The organism is Melioribacteraceae bacterium 4301-Me (assembly GCA_041538185.1).
In the GTDB taxonomy this organism is placed as follows: Bacteria; Bacteroidota; Ignavibacteria; order Ignavibacteriales; family Melioribacteraceae; genus Pyranulibacter; species Pyranulibacter aquaticus.
Genome location: JBGORM010000006.1, coordinates 265,970 through 285,948, shown reverse-complemented (window position 1 = coordinate 285,948; position 19,979 = coordinate 265,970). Strand labels below are relative to the sequence as shown.

Sequence of the window (19,979 nt, the reverse complement as noted above, 5' to 3'; positions counted from 1 at the left end):
ATATACTATCGACAGCGTCTGTGCTTTTGACCACGCAGGTTCGTCAAGTTTGCCATCAAGTGTTATTGTTCCCGATGGTACTGCCTTCGCCCAGATTACATCCTGGCGAGCTGGTTGAGCTTTGGCTACTGTAAAAAAAGACCAAATAGCCAGCAACAGAAATGACAACAGAAATTGTTTCTTCATGAGTGCCTCCATGTTTTTGTTTAGAAATAATATTAATCTATATTTGGACTAAAACTTGTACCTCCTTATTTTCTTCTGTAAAGGAAATAATGTTACCATCAATTTCTTTCCCATTAACAAAAATTTTTTTAATGTTTGATTTATTCATTATTTCGATATTATAGACAGAGCCTCTAAAAGTTCTCTTGATTTTTACTCTGTCCCATTCAGCTGGAAAACATGGGTCAATAATCAACCCTTTCTCTGTTGCTCTAACGCCAATTATCCAATCGACAATAACTTTTTGAAACCATGCAGCCGAGCCAGTATACCATGTCCATCCTCCCATGCCGTAATTAGGTGAATCTGGTCCTTCAATATTGCCTGGTGTAACGTATGGTTCTGCACAATATTTATCTGGATTCATTCCATTATAAATGGGGCACAGTTTTTTAAACAATTCCCAAACATTTTTTTTATCTTTCAATAAAGCATAAGCCCAAATAGCCCATGTAGCGGCATGGGTATAAACCCCTCCATTTTCACGGCGGCCAGGTGCGTACCTAGAAAGATAACCAATATATTTATCCGGCTTAGTGTAAGCAGGATACAATAATAACGTTCCGTTATCTTTCATTAAATAATTGGAAACGGCTTCCATCGCTGTTTCTTTACGTTCGTCACTTGTTATATTACTTATTACGCTCCAAGTTTGTGCATTCAAGTATATTTTACCCTCATCACACTCCTTACTTCCAATTTTTTCTCCGTTATCCTTAGTAGCTCTAAAAAACCATTGTCCATCCCATGCATGCTTATTAAAAGTTTCACGAAGGCTTTCAGCTTTATCAGAATATTTTTTTGAAAGATTATGTTCCTCAATTTTGTTCAGCAATTCTGAAAATCTATTTAAGATTAAATAAATAAATTCTGCGAGCCAAATTGATTCGCCTTTCATTTCCAAGCCAACTGCACTTAAGCCGTCATTCCAATCGCCAGCTCCAATTAGCGGCAAGCCTCTCTCGCTAAATCTTGATAAAGCTTTTTCGATTGCAGCAATGCAGTGATTAAGAAGAGTATCTTCTTTAAGTTTATTATCGTAGTATGGCTCTTTTTCGAAGAGGAATTTATAATCAGCAGTTTCATCAATATATTGAAGAACAACAAATGGAAGCCATAGAAGGTCATCTGTCATCTTAGTTGATAAGCCTGTTTCAGTAATTGGATGCCACCAATGCAAAACTGTTCCATCTTCAAATTGATGCCGTGCATGTAAACGAATCTGTGATGCTGTTAAAGAAGAATCGATAGGCAAAAAAACTAAACTATCTTGTAGTTGATCTCTAAAACCGTAAGCGCCACTTTGTTGATAATAAGCAGTTCTTCCCCACAAACGACCAGATATTGCCTGGTACCTTAGCCATTTATTAACTAAAATATTCAGAGCGTCATCAGGTGTAACTACTTCAAGTGGTGAAAGAAAATTAATCCAGTAGGATTTTATTTCATTTAGGGAAGCATTAATATTATCTCGCGAAGAATATTTTTCAACAATAGATGGGATTTTACTCTTATCACTTTGGATACCCAAAATAAAAGTAACATAATCTACTTCATTAGCATTGATAAGCAAATCAGACTTCAATGAAGCAATTGCATCTCCCCATTTTCCGGTTTTCTTTGCCATTTGTTTAGCATATAATCCAGCTGGATTATTAACTGAATTAAATCTTCCAATAAATGTTTCCTTTTCTCCGTCGTAATCAGCAATTTTTTTTGTCGAAGAAATAAAACCGTAATACGGATACTCTATATTCCAATGTCCTCTATTTTCAATAGGAATTTCCCAAAGTCTTTTAGTAGCCAACATTGTATTAAACTCATCGTGAAACTCAGTCTCAATGAATGATTTGTGGAATTCGCGGTGATGGTCGGCGGAAGAGCCGAGACACCATTCAAAATAAGTATAGATAGATAAATTAATAGGGACACTTCGAATATTTGCAATCTTAAAATCCCACAACTCAAAATCTTCTTTTAAGGGGACGTGAATTGTAAGGGTTATCTCAACATCCTTGTAAACTGAATTAAAGACAGTGTATCCCAGGCCGTGCCTACATTCGAAAAAATTTAGCTGTGTTTTTACCGGCATCCATGTTGGGCTCCATATTTCTCCGGACAGGTTATCTTTCACATAGAAAAACTTTCCCCAGTTATCTTGAACTAAATCCTGATGCCAGCGATTAAGTCTATTAAACTCCGAATGTTCTTTCCAACTAAATCCACCGCCAGTTTGAGAAATAACCAATCCATATTGACCATTTGAAATTACATTTACCCACGGTTTAGGAGTATTATAGTTGGTAATTACATACTCGCTACCGTCATCTGAGAAGTAGCCATATTTTGTAGAAAATTTCGACATTGTTCAGTTCACCCAAATTTATTTTATCAACAAGATTTTCTTACTATTAGTTCAGCTGAGACTTTAACTTTACGATTAGCGGCGTAACTTTGGCTTCCCATTTTATTCAGCAATAATTCAGCAGCAGTAATACCAAGTTCATTAATATGCACCTTTACTGTTGTAAGGGGAGGGTTTAAATACTTTGACAATAGGATATCATCGAAGCCAGTAACACCAATATCTTTCGGTATCTTTAAGCCTCTTTCCTGAATTACTTCATAACAGCCCAAAGCCATCATATCGTTTGCAGCAAAAATAACCTCAGGCTTCTCTTTAAGATCTAATAGAACTTTGCATGCGCTATTACCACTTTCCATTGTAAAATTTCCATCGACCAACCAATTTTTCTTAAGCTTAATTTGGTTATCCTTACATGCATCAATATAACCTTGCTTTCTGCTGATTGCATCATTATTATCAGCTGGACCGCTAATGTGAGCAATTTTCGTATAACCTTTTTTAATTAAATATTCTGTCATAGAGTAGGCAGCGCCGTAATTATCTATACTAACCATTGAGTAGGAATTTTGACTGTTGTCGCTGCTTATAATCACGAAAGGTATTCTTTCATGATTTAATGCTTCTTTTATTTCTTTTGACAAAAAGGGAATTAATAAAATAGCTCCACCAACCAAGCCTGCTCCCATTATTGTATGAATTGATTCAACCAGTGATCGATTTTTATGGGAGCTAATTACCATTGTATAATACCCGGATAGAAAAGCCGTGTCATCTACACCTCGTATTATTTCGGAAAAGAACTCATCAGTTATATCTGGAAGTATAAGTGCTATTAAATTTGATTTACCTTTTACAAAATTTCTCGCTAGCAAATTGGGGTTATAATTGAGTTCCTTTGCTATTTTTAGAATAAGCTGTCGTGTTTCTTCTTTTACTTTTGGGCTTCCACTCAATGCTCTTGAAACAGTAGCAATTGAAACGTTTGCCAACCTCGCTATTTCTTTAATTGTAGAAACCAATCTAATCTCCCAAAGATGAAAAACCCTTTATTTTTGTTAATGTTTTCAACAAGTACAGCAATTATTGATAAAGGATTGGAATAAATTGCAATGTAAACGTTTACATTGCAACTTCAACTTAGCAATCGTTTTTTTTAAAGTCAAGTTAAATCGTACTACAGAATGAAAATTTTAGGATGAATCAAATAATAATTTTTCATTTCACTTTTAATGTATAGCATCACAAATAGAAAGTTCATCAATGAGAATGTTTTCAAAAGGCTTGATATAGATGCAAAAAACTAACTTTCTTAACAATTACTAAAAATTCAACATATACATGAATAAAGTTGCAAATTAGTGGAATTTTCAGCTATATCATTTTATAGTTTTGTGGCGGAAATTATTATTTTACACTAATTAAATACTCCATTTAAGAAGCACAGGATAATATTATGCAAAAAAGAATCATTCAGATTTCATTTCAAATAATTATCGCAATATTCCTTTTCCACTTATCAAGCTGCAAAGCTGTATCCCTCTTCCAAGAGCAATCGAAAGTAACTCACCCCCAATGGAGTAAAAATGCTGTTATCTATGAAGTTAATATTCGTCAATATACACCTGAAGGAACTTTCAAAGCATTTGAAAAACATTTACCAGAACTTAAACAACTTGGAGTGGATATTCTATGGTTAATGCCAATAAATCCTATTGGCGAACTTAATAGAAAAGGCACTCTTGGCAGTTATTATTCAATTAAAAATTATAAAGCAGTTAATCCCGAATTTGGTACATTAGACGACCTTAAAAGTTTGGTAACTAAAATCCATTCACTTGGAATGCATGTAATTATTGACTGGGTTGCTAACCATACCTCGTGGGATAATGTATGGACAAAAACGCATCCTGATTTTTACACAAGAGACAGTAATGGAAATTTTGTTTCCCCTGTAGCAGACTGGAGCGATGTAATAGATTTAAATTATGATAATAAGGAATTATGGACTTACATGATAGATGCAATGAGTTATTGGATAAAAGAATGTAACATTGACGGCTTCCGCTGTGATGTGGCTGCAATGGTTCCTACCGAATTTTGGATTGAAGCAAGGAAAGAATTATCAAAAATAAAAAGTGATATTTTCATGCTGGCTGAAGCAAGTGAAAATTACCTTCATCAAGCTTTTGATATGACATATAACTGGCAACTGAAAGATCTAATAAACAAAGTAGCAAAAGGAACGAAAAAAGCTTCCGACATAATTTCTTACTATAATCAAGAAAAGAAAGATTACAACGATGATGATTATAGAATGGTATTCACTTCTAACCACGATGAGAACTCGTGGAACGGAACTGTCTACGAAAGACTAGATGGTGCTGCAGAAACATTTGCAGTGCTGTGCGGAGTTGTAAAAGGAATGCCACTAATTTACAGCGGTCAAGAAGCTGGATTAAATAAAAGACTACGTTTCTTTGACAAAGATACAATTGATTGGAAACCCAGCCCAATGAGACAAATTTATACTGACTTAAATAATCTAAAAAAATATAATAAGGCTCTATGGAACGGCTTGGCGGGCGGTGAAATGAAATTTTTAGAAACTGGCAATAATGACGTTTTAGCTTTTATACGTGAAAAAAATAACAACAAAGTCTTAGCAATTTTTAATCTCTCGCCTACAAATCAAACTATAAATTTAAGTAGCCCGCTAATTAAGGGTGATTTTTCAATTCTTTTTGAAGACGGTAAGAAAATTACATTTTCTGAGAGCGAGAAATTTCAGCTTACTCCTTGGAAGTATTTAATCTACTTCAAACTATAAAGTGATAAATTTTGATAAAGAATAAAAGGAAGCCTTATATGGAAAAACCCCGTTTAAGCTTTTGGCAAATCTGGAACATGAGTTTTGGATTTTTAGGAATACAATTCGGCTTTGCTCTGCAAAACGCAAATGTCAGTCGCATATTCGAAACTTTAGGTGCAAGTATAGACCAAATTCCAATTCTTTGGATAGCTGCACCTGTAACTGGATTAATTGTTCAACCAATCATAGGTCACATGAGCGATAAAACATGGAACAAGTTAGGTAGAAGAAGACCTTATTTTTTATCAGGCGCAATTCTTGCTTCGCTTGCGTTGCTGATTATGCCAAATTCACCAGCACTTTGGGTTGCAGCTGGAATGTTATGGATAATGGATGCCTCAATAAATATTTCAATGGAACCTTTCCGAGCTTTTGTGGGAGATATGCTTCCACCTGAACAAAGAACAATCGGTTTTTCAATGCAAAGTTTTTTTATAGGTACCGGCGCAATAATTGCCTCGGCTTTACCTTACGTTATGACCAACTGGTTCGGAATTAGCAATACCGCACCAGCTGGAGAAATACCCTCTTCAGTTAAATTTTCATTTTACATCGGCGGGATAGTCTTTTTTCTTGCTGTTCTTTGGACGGTTATCAGTACAAAAGAATACTCACCCGAAGAAATGGAACAATTCAATAAATCTGAAATTGAAAAAGACCCGTCACTGATTAGAAATATTGAATTTCTCCCTTATTCAAAATTTTACAAAAGCGGTCTTGTGTGGTTTTTGATAGGTCTTGTTTTATTTATTTTATTCGATTTTTTTATTTACATGGATTACGGTCTTGCTGTTTTCTTCGGCGGTATAGCTGTATTTGGCTTGCTGCAACTTCTCGTCGGTTTTTTAACGAAATCAGGCAAGATAAACAATGGATTTGTTATTGTTATAAATGATCTTTTTAAAATGCCGAAGACGATGATACAATTGGCTTATGTACAATTCTTTTCCTGGTTTGCTTTGTTTGCAATGTGGATTTACACAACACCGGCTGTAACTCGACACATTTACGGAACAAGCGATACAACTTCGGCACTTTACAATAAAGGTGCAGATTGGGTTGGCGTTCTGATGGCAGTATATAACGGGTTCGCAGCGGTTATGGCATTCTTTTTAGTCTGGCTTGCCAAAAGAACCAGCAGAAAAACAGTTCATTCAATCAGCTTGATTTGTGGAGGTTTAGGATTAGCTTCATTTTATATAATTAAGAATCCCAATTTACTTTTGATTTCTGAATTGGGAATTGGACTTGCATGGGCATCAATACTCGCAATGCCCTATGCAATACTAACTGGCTCACTCCCGAAAAACAAACTCGGCGTTTACATGGGAATTTTTAATTTCTTTATTGTGATTCCGCAGATTACAGCAGCTGCAATACTTGGATTTTTTGTAAGAACACTCTTTGCAGACCAGGCAATTTACGCGCTCATTTTAGGCGGCGCATCAATGATAGCAGCAGCAATTATGGTTTATTTTGTGGAGGATAAGGATTAGATTTTCCCTCTGTGGTACTCTGTGCCTACTCCGTGCACTCCGTGTAATTACTCTACAGATGGGAACACGGAGAACCACAGAGGCACACTGAGTTATCTCATTTCACTTCTTGTTTTTGTAATAACATGCTAATAAAAATTATTACGCCTTGACAAATAAGTTGACTCTTAGCATACACAAAAAAATAATCATTCCAGTTTCAAAAATATCCAACCATAACCATCCAACTTTACTTTAATTTTTCCATCATTAATATCTGTTGAAGATTTACTCAACAGATTTTCTGCTTTATGTAAATTATAAACTTCGGGCAGATTTAATTCTACAGTTTGATGTCTTTTTGATTTATTCAACACAACCAATATCCTCTCATTAAAATCAGAGCGGATGAAAGCATAAATATTTTCATCGGCATGTAAAGTGTAAAAATCACCGTAACGCAAAGCAGAATGCTTTGAGCGAAGTTTTGTAACGTCACTTACAATGCGTAGCATATTTTTTTCATAATTATCAAGCTGTTGACCAAACCGCATCATTCTTCTATTGTCTGGGTCCGCTGCGCCTGTCATTCCAAATTCACTTCCGTAATAAATTACTGGAATACCTGGGATGCTCATCATATATGCAAAATAAAGTTCGGCTCTTTTATAACTGTTCGGATTGTTTACTATAGGAGGATTATTCCAACCAATCTCAACCGCATTATCTCCATTTAAAGATACATCACCATCAGCGTAAGCCATAAATCTAACTTTATCATGACTATCCATTATATTTCCCATTAAACTCAATGGGCCGAAAACATCAAAAGATTTTTTCATTTCGAGGTCAAGTTCTTTAAATGAGCGAGTAGAGTCTAAAAAAACAGCAAGTGCAGTATTGAACAATTCGAAATTAAATTGTGCATCAAGTTGACCATTGTTAACGTAAGAGCCTACTAAATTATAATCCCCAAACGTTTCCCCTATTTGATAAACTTTTTTGTCTTCGGGAATTTCAATTTCCCTTTTAATTTTCCGTGTAAGAGCACGCCAAAATTTATTGGGTACATGTTTAACTGCATCGTGACGGAATCCATCAGCGCCAGTCTGCTTTAACCACCAAATTGCATTGTCACTCATATAATTTACCGCCGAATCAGAATGAATAAAATCAAAAGAAGGCATGTACGGTTCAAACCATGTCGTTAATCTTTGTTCATCCCAAAGACGTAGATTCAATCGACCATCTGGCAATTCAAGTTTGCCAAACCAATTGCGGTGTTTTTTAAACAATGGATTGTCTTCATGAACATGATGCGAAACAAAATCGAGAAGAATTTTTATTTTATGTTGATGAGCAGTCTTGATTAGATTTTTTAAATCATCGAACGTTCCAAATTTTTCTTCTACCTTATTTTCAGCGATTGGCCAATAGCCATGATAACCGGTAAACCACCGATGCGGTGCCGGATATTCTTTATATGCCTTATCAGGATTATCAACAACGGGCGAAAGCCAAAGTATATTCACTCCTAATGAATCAAAATAACCTTCATTTATTTTTTGAGTGATTCCTTCAAAATCACCTCCCATATAATTTGCTTTCCAAGAAACAGAATCATTTTTAACAGGGATATCGTTGTTTTTATTCCCATCATAAAAACGGTCAATCATTATCGAATAAATTATACCATCATGCCAATCAAAGTTATTTTTATTCAATAATAAAATATCGCTTAGCGGAACTACCTGCATGTTGCTGTTAATTCCGTTAATTGTAACAACTGTTCTAAGCACCTCTGCTTTTTTTAATTCATCAATTGGGAGAGAAACAACAATTTCTTTTTCGTTAATCAATATATTTTGTTTATCAATTTTCTTATTGTCGATTAAAGCAATAATGTTTGAATCGCTCAATTTAGTTTTATGGTTTGATTCCAAATAAAAATGAAACTTCAGATTTGATCTTTCTTTTTCCAATCCTTTTTTGTGTAAGAATACTTTTTCTTCATGAGGATTTTTAACAACTAAGAGTGAATTATATCCTCCAATTCCGTTTGGAACCACATTTTCATTTTTCGGATCGAGAAGTTCTTCGCCGTCGCAGTAAAACTTATATTCATAACGTCCGGGTTCGAGAGTTACTGAAACAGAATATATGCCATTTCCTTCTTTATCTTCCATTGGTATGCTTTGTCGGTTCCATCCGTTGAAGCTGCCAAAGAGGTTTATTGATTTGTATTTTTTTGAGGGCTTAAATGTGAAGTGAACCTGTTCTAATTTTTTTGAGTAAACAGGGATTGAATATTCTTCTCCTTTGTATTTAAAATTTACTGTCGTAATCCCCTCAAAATTTGGGTCTGCAGTAAAAATTATTTTTGAATTATTGTTTATGGCATTTGTTTGGACGTTTGGATTGCTTTCCACTGCAATATCATAATCTGGAGCGTAAAACAGGTCGGAGATTACAACGGTATCCGGTTGACCAGCAATTAATTTTACAGGAGGGATTATATCATTAATAAGCTCGGGGTTATTTGAAGAATATGAAATAATTGAAAATACAATCAGAGGGATTATAATTATTATTTTAATCCTAGATTTCATTTTTGTTTTTAATCCTTTTTTACTTCTCAATTCATAAATTGTTAATCATTATTCTGAAATCGATTTTTATAATTTTATTTTCCTGAATACAATAAGATTTAAAAAAATTACACGGAGTTCCACAGAGGAGACTCTGAGAACCACGGAGAAAAGATTATTCTTCTCTAACAAAGAACCACAGCACGGCAGATATAGCAAGTGTAACTGTACTTATCACAAAAATTAAACTTTTATCTGCTGCGGCACTTACCGCCTGCCCCACTCCAAAACTTGCAACCAGCTGCGGAAGTACAACCGCAAGATTAAATAAACCCATGTACAAGCCCATCTTCGTTTGATCAACTTTCTGTGACATAATAGCAAACGGCAGACTAATTGTTGCAGCCCAACCAATTCCAAGGAACCCCATTATTATATAAATCACAATCGGTTGAAATCCGAATAAAAGCATTGCGGCATAAGAAAGTGCCATTGTAGAAATACAAATTGCGTGAGTTTTTACCCTCCCAATTTTTCTTGTAATTGGTTCAAGAACAAACGCAGGCAAAACAGCACCAACTGCGTTCAAAATCAGAAAGCTTATTGAGACAACACGACCCATTTCAATTTGTACATCAGCTGAAATTTCGCTTCCATGTGCAAAATTAAAAACTTTGTACTGCACATAAGCAAACATGTAAACAAACATTGTCTGAATTCCAATCCAGGTAAATGAATGTGCCGCAAGGACTTTTTTAAAGCCGATTAATCCGACTTCGTGTTTTGAATCTCCTTCAGTCTTTTTGAATAGTACTTTTAGAATAAAAACTATTGTAATAGCAAAACAAATTATCTCTACATAATAATTATTGAATTTAATCTGCAATAGTCTCATTGTAATCGCATAAACAGCATAAATCAAAAATCCCCACAATGGCTGAATGCTGTTTAATATTTCAACGAACGATGTTTTTGACGAATGAAGTTTTTCGAAACTCCCGCTTTCTTTTTGGAGTTCTTTCGGTTCCTCAATAAAAAACGGCGGAACAATTGAAAGCAGAATTACCAACACAACTCCCGTAAAAATCAATACATAATTATTCCAAACGGCACCGATTACATACGCCAGAACACCGAACGTTCCAGAAATTGTTTGCATCCAAGCATAACCTTTAGTTCTTTCAACACCCTGTTTTGTAACATCTGCAATTATAGACCTAGTTGGATTGAAGCTAACATTAATTGCCAAATCAAGAGTTAAGGCTACTGCAATTGCTACTCCAAGTATTCCGTTAAAACCAAGTGAGGACGAGATTACATCGATATACGGAAGAGCAAGTAGCATCAAAGCTGCAAGAAATCCACCAATAAAAATGAATGGTCTTCGTCTTCCGTTCCAAAGCCAAACTTTATCACTAATGATACCGATAATTACCTGTCCCAAAATTCCCGCAATTGGACCCGAAGCCCAAACTAATCCCACATCATCGATGTTCAAATGATATTTTGTTGAAAGTATCCAGCTCAGTGCAGAAATTTGGATTGATAATGCAAACCCCATTGCAGTTGCAGGTAAACTTAGCAACGCAAAAAAGGTATTACTCATTCTTTTCTGAATGGTCAACATGGTGCCTCCCATATCTACAGTAATTTTTCAGAGCAACATAAAAATTTGTATTCTTTAAAAGAAGAAAAAACTATAGGCAAAGTGTTATAATAACAAAAAAAATTTCATAGTTAGCGCTAAAGAAAATAGATAGAATGCACATTCACTTGATTAACTTCTTACTCATATCTAATTTTAATAAGAAATAATTACACAAAAGAAAAATGAGTTAATCATGAAATTAAAAGTTTTCATTCTTTTTTTATTCTTCTGTATAAATGTTTTCGCACAGACAACTTTTACCACAAATCCAAAGTACCCAACACAAACAGACACGATAACTATTACTTTTGATGTAACAAAAGCTAATCCCGCAGGCAAACAAACACTTTCTGGCTATCAAGGCGATGTTTATGCACATACCGGTGTAACCTTGCAAACAGGGAACGGAGCGCCTATACGTTGGCAAAAGGTAATTGGCAATTGGGGAGATAATAGCATCCAGCCAAAATTAACAAGAACTGGAACTAATACATATTTAATCACAATTCGTAATCCAAGAAATTACTATAAAGTCACTGATTCCAGCACAAAAATTACCGAGCTTTGTTTTGTCTTGAGAAGTTCTGACGGCTCTAAACAAACTGAGGATATTTTCGTACCGTTATATGAGCCCGGCATATCTGTTGTAATCAACACACCAAAAGTAAACACAAACTTTGGCGACCCAGCCCGTTCCCCAGTGTTCGTAGACGAAAACGGAACAGTCCCTATTTCAATCAGCACTTCCGAAATCGGTACAAAAACAAAAGTGATTAATCTTTTTGTTAATAACTTTCTGAAGTCACAAAGTCAAACAAACTCTCTTAATTTTGATTTTGTTGCAAACGAATATCCGGCGTGGAAAAATGTAATAACCATTATTGCAGAAGATACTGCCGGAGTAAAAGATACATCCAAATTTGCAATATTTAAAAATGTTCCGCCAGCAAATGCACCTCTACCAGATGGAAATCAAATTGGAATAAACTATAGCAGCGACCCGACAAAAGTCACTCTTGCACTTTATGCACCCTACAAAAAAAATGTATTTGTAATAGGAGATTTTAACGATTGGAAAGTTGATACAACTTATTACATGAACCGTTATGAAGTAACTCCCGATAGCGTTATCTGGTGGATTACTATTTCCAATTTAACACCTGGACAGGAATACGGGTATCAATTTTTAATTGACGGCAATCTCCGAATCCCTGATCCTTATACCGAAAAAGTTCTCGACGCTGCCAACGATCCTGGAATACCTTCTACAGTTTACCCTAACTTAAAACCTTATCCCAATGGAAAAACAGAGCAGCTTGTCTCAGTGCTTCAAACTGGACAAACCCCTTATCAATGGAAAGCACAAAATTACGTTAGACCACCAAAAGAAAAACTTGTTATTTATGAATTGCTCGTAAGAGATTTTGTTTCAACTCACTGGTACAAAACTTTAAAAGACACATTAAGTTATTTTAAGAACCTTGGAATAAATGCAATTGAATTAATGCCAATAGCAGAATTTGAAGGCAATGACAGCTGGGGTTACAACCCATCAATGTATTTTGCACCAGATAAATATTACGGCACAAAAGATCAGCTAAAAGAATTTATCGATGCTTGTCATCAAAACGGAATTGCTGTAATTATGGATATAGTACTAAATCATGCTTACGGTTCTAATCCAATGGTAAGAATGTATTGGGACAGCACGAACAACCGACCTGCAGCAAATAATCCTTGGTTTAATCAAACAGCGCCGCACACTTGTTTTAGCTGGGGTTACGATTTTAATCATGAAAGCAACGCTACTAAATATTTTGTGGATAGAGTAACCTCTTTTTGGCTGACCGAATATAAAATGGATGGATTTAGATTCGACTTCACTAAAGGTTTCACCAATACCCCTACCAACAGTTCTAATGGCTGCGGGTCTTACAAAGATAATTCACGTATTGCAATACTTAAAAGAATTGCAGATAAAATTTGGCAAGTCGACTCGACTGCCTACGTCATTTTAGAACACTTCGCAGAAGACAGCGAAGAAATAGAATTATCAAACTACGGAATGATGCTCTGGGGAAATCTTAATGGAAATTATCAACAGGCTGCAATGGGGTACCCTTCAGGACCTCCTGGAACGTGGGACTTCAGCAGAATTTCTTATAAATCAAGAGGTTGGACAAAACCGTATCTGGTTGGTTATATGGAAAGTCACGATGAAGAAAGATTAATGTACAAAAATCTACAATATGGAAATTCAAGTGGAAATTACAACATAAAAGACCTGAACACTGCATTGAACAGAATAAAACTTTGCGCAACTTTTTTTATTCCTGTTTCTGGACCAAAAATGATTTGGCAATTTGGTGAATTAGGTTATGATTATTCTATTGATTACAATGGAAGACTCGGAAGAAAACCAATACCTTGGGACCCCCCCTTGAATTACCTTAACAACAGCAATAGAAAAAATCTTTACAAAGTTTTTAAAGCACTAATAAACTTGAAAGAAAACTACCCGGCTTTTTCTAGTAACAATTTCAGTATCAGCGCTGCAGGTGCATTAAAAAGAATTTCAATAACAGATTCTTCAATGGATGTGACCATACTGGGAAATTTTGGTGTAACACCTGCCAATATAACTCCATATTTTCAAAAAAGAGGAATTTGGTATGAATATTTTTTAGGGGATAGCTTGAATGTGACGGATACTTTAGCACAAATTACATTACAGCCGGGAGAATACAGAATTTATACTTCAGTAAAAATTCCAGCTGCGCCATCAGGGATTACGACCGAAGTAAGTGAAAAAAACAGTTATGAAATTCCAGGTGAATTCAGACTTGAACAGAATTATCCGAATCCGTTTAATCCAACTACAGTAATAAGTTATCAATTACCAGTTGGCAGTTATGTTACGTTGAATGTTTATGATATGTTAGGAAGAGAAGTAGCCACACTTGTAAACGAAGAGAAATCAGCTGGCACCTATAAAGTAAAATTTGACGCTTCCAAACTTAGCAGCGGAGTTTATTTTTACAGAATTCGTACAGAAAATTTTATCTCTACAAAAAAGATGATACTTTTAAAATAAAGACCAGGTGAACCATCAACGTCTATTATGATTTAGAGTAAATGAGTCATAAAAAGCTTTGTTCTTTGTAAAGCATTGCAGATTAAATCTCTGCTATTCTTTTGTGTTAATTTGTGTAACAAAAAGTTACTTAAAGTTTTTTAACTCATTAAATTTATTCAACAAGAAAAATATTAGCACTCATCGGCTTAAGTAAAATTTTTCCATCTACAATTTCCACATTAGAATCATTCATCAAATCATAAAGTACAGGATTTTTTTTGGACAAACTTTCAATAAGATTCATATCAACTTTTTTAATTTCATTATCACCGTTCAGCAAAATTATAGTAGTTTCATTTTTATATTTTTTAGAGTAGGCATAGACATTGTTGTGAGGCGGTAAATGCAAAAGTTTTCCCTCTGTCAACGATTTATATTTTTTTCTCAGCTTAATTAACTCTTGAAAGAAATTGAACAAGTTACTTTGCTTTTGATTTCTTCCTTTTTCAAGAAATGCATTTAAAGTATCAGTAGGAAACCCGCCGGGAAAATTCGAACGTTTTAATCCATCTTCTTTACCACCGGTCATTCCAATTTCGGTACCGTAAAAAATTTCCGGAATGCCTCTTGATGTTAAAAGATGTGTAAAAACAATTTTCACTTTATCCGCATTGCCGTCTGTATTAAACATTGCCCGCACCAAATCATGATTATCCACAAACGTTAAAAGATTGTTCGGATTCTCGTATAAATAATCTTTAGCCAATACACTAAAAATTGAATACAAGTTGGAATTTCCTTTCAAAAAACTTTCGTAAGCATTCTGCAAGGCAAAATCAGTAACAACAGGCAAATTTGTATTATATTTTATATTAAGAGACGAATTTTTTTGGAAAGGAGCTAAAAAAGCCGGTTCACCTGTCCACACTTCTCCAACAATATTGAATTTTGGGTACTCCTCAAAAATTTTCTTTGCCCATTCAGAACTGAACTTACTATCAACATAAGGATAGGTATCCTCTCTAATTCCATCTATACCAGCAAATTCAATCCACCAAATTGTATTTTGAATAAGATAATTAGCAACGAATGGATTTGATTGGTTTAAATCTGCCATCTCATTAACAAACCATCCTTTAGTTAAGTGTTCTTTTGTTAAATCTACCCCATGAATATCCCAAAGAACCATTTTATCGTGCCATACATTTAGATGATTATTCTTCGAACCGTTAAACCAATCCTTAGTTGGCGGATTAGAAACCCACGGATGATTAATACTAACATGATTACTTACGTGGTCATAAATTATTTTCAATCCAGCTTTATGGGCATCTTTAACCAGTTCTTTATATTTCTCATTAGTACCTAAACGCGGGTCAACTTTATAAAGGTCAGTTGCAGCATATCCGTGGTAACTAACCGAAGTATTATTTTCCAATACAGGTGTTAACCAAAGTGCAGTTACACCCAGCTCATTAAAATAATTTATGTGATTGATAATGCCCTGCAAATCTCCGCCATGTCTTCCATTTGGGCTATATGGATTAAAATCATTAATTAACCCTTTCACAATATTATTGGTAGTATCACCATCTGAAAATCTATCTGGCACAATAAGATAAATAATATCGTTTTGGTTAAAGCCTTGATGAATATTTTTCGAATTTTCTCTTTTATATAATGGAAATTCAACTATAACATCCTTACCCTCTTTTTGGAACAACAATTTATATCTACCCGGTTTTGCTTTATCCGATATTGAAACATCAATAAATGAATAGTCCGTATTTTTATTCCTATATATTTTCCTAACGGATATATAATGAGAGTTAAAAGTGGCCTTATAATTAGCGAGATTTTTTCCGTAAATCATTAATTGAATACTACTCATTTTCATTCCAACCCACCAATTTGGCGGTTCAATTTTATCAATTCGGATTTCTTGAGAAAACAGGTTTGCCGCAAGAACAAACAATAGGATTAGAATTTTATTCTTCATTTTTTCTCTCACAAACTTTTAACAATAATGCTCTCAAAACTGTGTAGCAAGTTAATATTTTTTGCGAAAGTTTTGACAAACATATCAAATTTTCAAGTAAGCGCTTAATTAAATAGTATTTTTTGAAGATGTTATTCTTAATTATATTAACAACGATTTTTCTAAAAATTCATTTAAAGAGGCATTATGAATATTGAACGTTCAGCAGGCATTTTGCTCCATCCTACTTCTTTACCAAGTAAATTTGGAATTGGAGATTTAGGTCCAAACGCTTACCAATTTATTGACTTCTTAAACCGAGCAGGTCAAACTTTATGGCAAACATTTCCACTTGGTCCAACAGGCTACGGCGATTCACCCTATCAATGTTTTTCTGCTTTTGCAGGTAATCATCTTCTCATCAGCCCCGAAATCCTTATAAAAGAACAATTGTTAAAAGAAGATGACATTGGAAAAATACCCGACTACAATCCTCACAAAATTGATTACGGTTCTGTAATTAATTTTAAGTACAGGCTGCTTCAAAAGGCATTCGAGAACTTTAAGGACTTAAAAAGTCACTTTGAAAAAGACTATGAATCTTTCTGCGAAAAAAACAGTTACTGGCTAAATGATTACTCTCTATTTATGGCGGCTAAAAATTATCATAGAGGAATTGCCTGGCCGCAGTGGGAACCATCTATTGCATTTCGCCAAAACACAAAAGAATGGGAAAGTAAACTGAAAGATGGAATTGAGTTTCAGAAATTCCTTCAATTTATATTTGATAAACAATGGACAAATATCCGTAATTACGCACATGAAAAAGGAATTAAAATTATTGGTGACCTGCCAATTTTTGTTGCTTACGATAGCGCAGATTTATGGGCTAATAAAGATTTATTCACTGTACGAAAAGATGGAACTCTTGAATTTGTAGCTGGTGTACCGCCGGATTATTTTAGTGCAACTGGACAACTTTGGGGCAATCCACTTTACAAGTGGAAAGTAATGGAAAAAGATGATTTCCAGTGGTGGAAAAATAGAGTAAAAAAATTATTAGAAATGGTTGATTTCATTAGAATTGACCACTTTAGAGGATTTGACGCATACTGGGAAATTCCCGGAGACGCTGAAACGGCAATGAATGGCAGATGGGTAAAAGCTCCCGGTGAAAAACTTTTTAATTCACTTAAAAAAGATTTAGGTGAAGTTCCAATTATTGCTGAAGACCTTGGAGTAATAACCGACTCAGTCGAAGCATTACGAGATAAATTTGGTTTTCCCGGCATTAAAATTTTACAATTTGCATTTGGTGAAAAGGGCGAGAAAAAATTTCTGCCTCATAACCATATTAAAAATTGTGTCGTTCATACTGGATCACATGATAATGAAACCACACGCGGTTTTTTTGAATCTGAAAAAGAGAAAAAATCTGGTATCTACGAATGGGCTCAAAAATACCTTAATTATTACGGCGATGATATTACCTTCGAATTAATTAAAACTGCTTACGCCTCTGTTGCTAATATTGTTGTTATTCCTATGCAGGATATTCTAAATCTTGGCAATGAAGCGAGAATGAACTTTCCTTCAAAATTAGGTGGTAATTGGACTTGGAGATTTACATGGGATCAAATTGCTGAAAATATTGAACATACATATAAGGAGATGACAATCATGTACGAACGACCTCCACTAAAAAAGCATTCTAACGAAGAAGTAAAGGTAGAAGAAGAATAATTAATCTTAACTTTGCTCTGCGTCTCAGCGCCTCTGCGGTTTCCTTTTGGCATTAACCGCAGAGACGCAAAGGCGCAGAGAATTTTTTATTTTGGGAGACAATCAATGAAGTCTTATCGTTTATTAGTAATCCTACTACTTGTTCCTCTCATTTTTATCAATGCTCAAAACGGAACAAATAATATTTCAAAAGTTCCTACATGGGCTAAAAAAGCAATTTGGTATCAAATTTTCCCTGAAAGATTTTGCAATGGCGATACAACAAACGACCCAAAGCCGAAAGATATGGAAGGCGGCTGGCCCTACTTCATTCCAGAAGGATGGCATATTTCTCCTTGGAAATCTGACTGGTATCAAATGCAGCCGTGGGAAAAAAATAATGGCCATGATTTTTATTGGAATGCTGGATTAAGAAGATACGGCGGCGACCTGCAAGGGGTGATGAACAGATTAGATTACCTCCAAAAGCTTGGCATTACTGCAATTTATTTTAATCCATTATTCGAATCACCTTCGCTTCACAAATACGATGCTTCAATGTACAGACATATAGATAATAACTTTGGACCAAATCCCAAAAAAGATGAGGAAATTTGGTCAAAAGAAAATCCTGATGACCCATCAACATGGCAATGGACAACAGCTGATAAATTATTTCTGAAATTAATCCAAGAATGTCACAAGAGAGGAATAAAAATAATTATTGATGGTGTGTTTAATCATGTGGGCACTCAATTTTGGGCTTTTAAAGATGTTGTAAAAAATCAACAAAAATCTAAATACAAAGATTGGTTTGTTATCGAAAAATGGGATAACCCTTCAACCCCACAAAATGAATTTGAATATCATGGTTGGATGGGCGTTAAAGATTTACCAGAATTTAGAGAAGATGAAAATGGAATCGTTCACGGTCCAAGAGAATTAATTCACGAAATAGTAAAAAGATGGATGGACCCAAATGGCGATGGCGATCCATCAGATGGAATTGATGGGTGGCGGCTTGATGTTGCTGAGCAGGTCAATCATAATTTCTGGAAAGAATTTAGAAAATGGGTAAAAGGTATTAATCCCGAAGCATATATCACAGGAGAAATCTGGTGGGAGGATTGGCAGCATAATAAAATGATGAACGCCGCACCTTGGCTTCAAGGAGATGAGTTTGATGCAGTTATGAATTATCGATTTACTCGTGCTGTAAAAAAATTTGTGTCCGACCAAAAAACACAAATCTCCCCACAAGAATTTGTAGACAGCATCAAAACTCTAATGACTCAGTATCCAGTTGAAAACTTCTATGTTATGATGAATTTAATGGGGAGTCATGATACAGAAAGACTTGGCACAATGCTAATGAATCCTGATATTTGGTATGATCATCTTGGTAATTTAAATCAAAACCCTAAAATTAATGTTGGGAAGCCTGATGAGACCGCAATTAAAAAACAAAAGCTGATTGCAGGTATCCAATTTACTATGCCGGGTGCACCTCATATTTATTATGGTGATGAAGCCGGAATGTGGGGAGCAGATGACCCAGATGATCGCAAACCAATGGTTTGGTACGATTCAACTTATGATGATGAAGTTTTATTACCAAATGGCAAATTTAGGTCGGCCGACAAAGTAAAATTCGACCAAAAACTTTTTGACTGGTATCAAAAACTAATTTCGATTAGAAAAGAAAATGAGTGTCTTTCACTCGGTGATATAAAATTTTATGTTATTGACAACGATAAAAGTATACTTGGATATTCAAGAAACTATAAAGGGAAAAGTGCTTTTATATTAATTAACAATAATCCCGAAGAGAATACAATTAAGTTAAAAGCGGGTGAGTACATCCCTTCAAAAAGTTTGCTGAGGGACCTAATAACGAATAAAGAATATAAGGCAAAAAATGGAAACTTTTTGATTTCACTAAAGCGGTACGAAATTTTGATATTAATGTAAATGACAGTAATTATTGCTGAGCAGGTAAAAATCCAAATATATCTTTAACACAAATTTTC

Annotated in this window: 11 protein-coding genes; 5 read left to right on the top strand and 6 right to left on the bottom strand. The window is 34.8% G+C overall.

Going from position 1 to position 19,979, the window contains the following annotated elements; translation table 11 throughout:
• From ABRY23_11685 to ABRY23_11675, 3 genes are all read right to left on the bottom strand, one after another.
• The coding region (locus ABRY23_11685; protein ID MFA3783713.1) for a hypothetical protein at window positions 1-186 on the bottom strand (186 nt) is incomplete at its 3' end.
• A 37-nt stretch (window positions 187-223) separates the two neighbouring features.
• On the bottom strand, window positions 224-2,590 hold the full coding sequence (locus tag ABRY23_11680; protein MFA3783712.1) for a GH36-type glycosyl hydrolase domain-containing protein: 2,367 nt from the start codon (window positions 2,588-2,590) through the stop codon (window positions 224-226).
• 26 nt (window positions 2,591-2,616) lie between these two features.
• Window positions 2,617-3,612 carry a LacI family DNA-binding transcriptional regulator gene (locus tag ABRY23_11675; GenBank protein MFA3783711.1) on the bottom strand — a complete coding sequence of 332 codons (996 nt, stop codon included), beginning with the start codon at window positions 3,610-3,612 and terminating at the stop codon, window positions 2,617-2,619.
• Window positions 3,613-4,046: 434 nt separating this feature from the next.
• Between ABRY23_11675 and ABRY23_11670 the strand changes: the two genes are divergently transcribed.
• A complete protein-coding gene (locus ABRY23_11670) occupies window positions 4,047-5,420 on the top strand; it encodes an alpha-amylase family glycosyl hydrolase (GenBank protein MFA3783710.1) in 1,374 nt (457 codons plus the stop codon).
• Between the two features lie 38 nt (window positions 5,421-5,458).
• A complete protein-coding gene (locus ABRY23_11665) occupies window positions 5,459-6,958 on the top strand; it encodes an MFS transporter (protein MFA3783709.1) in 1,500 nt (499 codons plus the stop codon).
• A gap of 188 nt (window positions 6,959-7,146) precedes the next feature.
• Here the strand turns inward: ABRY23_11665 and ABRY23_11660 are convergent, their stop codons facing one another.
• The gene (locus tag ABRY23_11660) at window positions 7,147-9,546 is read right to left on the bottom strand and encodes an alpha-amylase family glycosyl hydrolase (protein ID MFA3783708.1); all 2,400 of its coding nucleotides are present in this window, start codon (window positions 9,544-9,546) and stop codon (window positions 7,147-7,149) included.
• Window positions 9,547-9,700: 154 nt separating this feature from the next.
• Complete coding sequence (locus ABRY23_11655) at window positions 9,701-11,152, bottom strand: MFS transporter (GenBank protein MFA3783707.1); 1,452 nt, start codon at window positions 11,150-11,152, stop codon at window positions 9,701-9,703.
• A gap of 214 nt (window positions 11,153-11,366) precedes the next feature.
• Here ABRY23_11655 and ABRY23_11650 point away from each other — a divergent pair, with 214 nt between their 5' ends.
• Window positions 11,367-14,267, top strand: a complete 2,901-nt coding sequence (locus ABRY23_11650; GenBank protein MFA3783706.1) for an alpha-amylase family glycosyl hydrolase — start codon at window positions 11,367-11,369, stop codon at window positions 14,265-14,267.
• A gap of 154 nt (window positions 14,268-14,421) precedes the next feature.
• Here ABRY23_11650 and ABRY23_11645 read toward each other — a convergent pair whose 3' ends face one another.
• The gene (locus ABRY23_11645) at window positions 14,422-16,248 is read right to left on the bottom strand and encodes an alpha-amylase family glycosyl hydrolase (protein ID MFA3783705.1); all 1,827 of its coding nucleotides are present in this window, start codon (window positions 16,246-16,248) and stop codon (window positions 14,422-14,424) included.
• A 186-nt stretch (window positions 16,249-16,434) separates the two neighbouring features.
• Between ABRY23_11645 and malQ the strand changes: the two genes are divergently transcribed.
• Together malQ and ABRY23_11635 are read left to right on the top strand one after the other, a co-directional pair.
• Window positions 16,435-17,970, top strand: coding sequence for a 4-alpha-glucanotransferase (malQ, locus tag ABRY23_11640; GenBank protein MFA3783704.1), 1,536 nt, complete (start codon window positions 16,435-16,437; stop codon window positions 17,968-17,970).
• A 105-nt stretch (window positions 17,971-18,075) separates the two neighbouring features.
• The gene (locus tag ABRY23_11635; GenBank protein MFA3783703.1) at window positions 18,076-19,920 is read left to right on the top strand and encodes a glycoside hydrolase family 13 protein; all 1,845 of its coding nucleotides are present in this window, start codon (window positions 18,076-18,078) and stop codon (window positions 19,918-19,920) included.
• The last annotated feature ends 59 nt before the right edge of the window (window positions 19,921-19,979 follow it).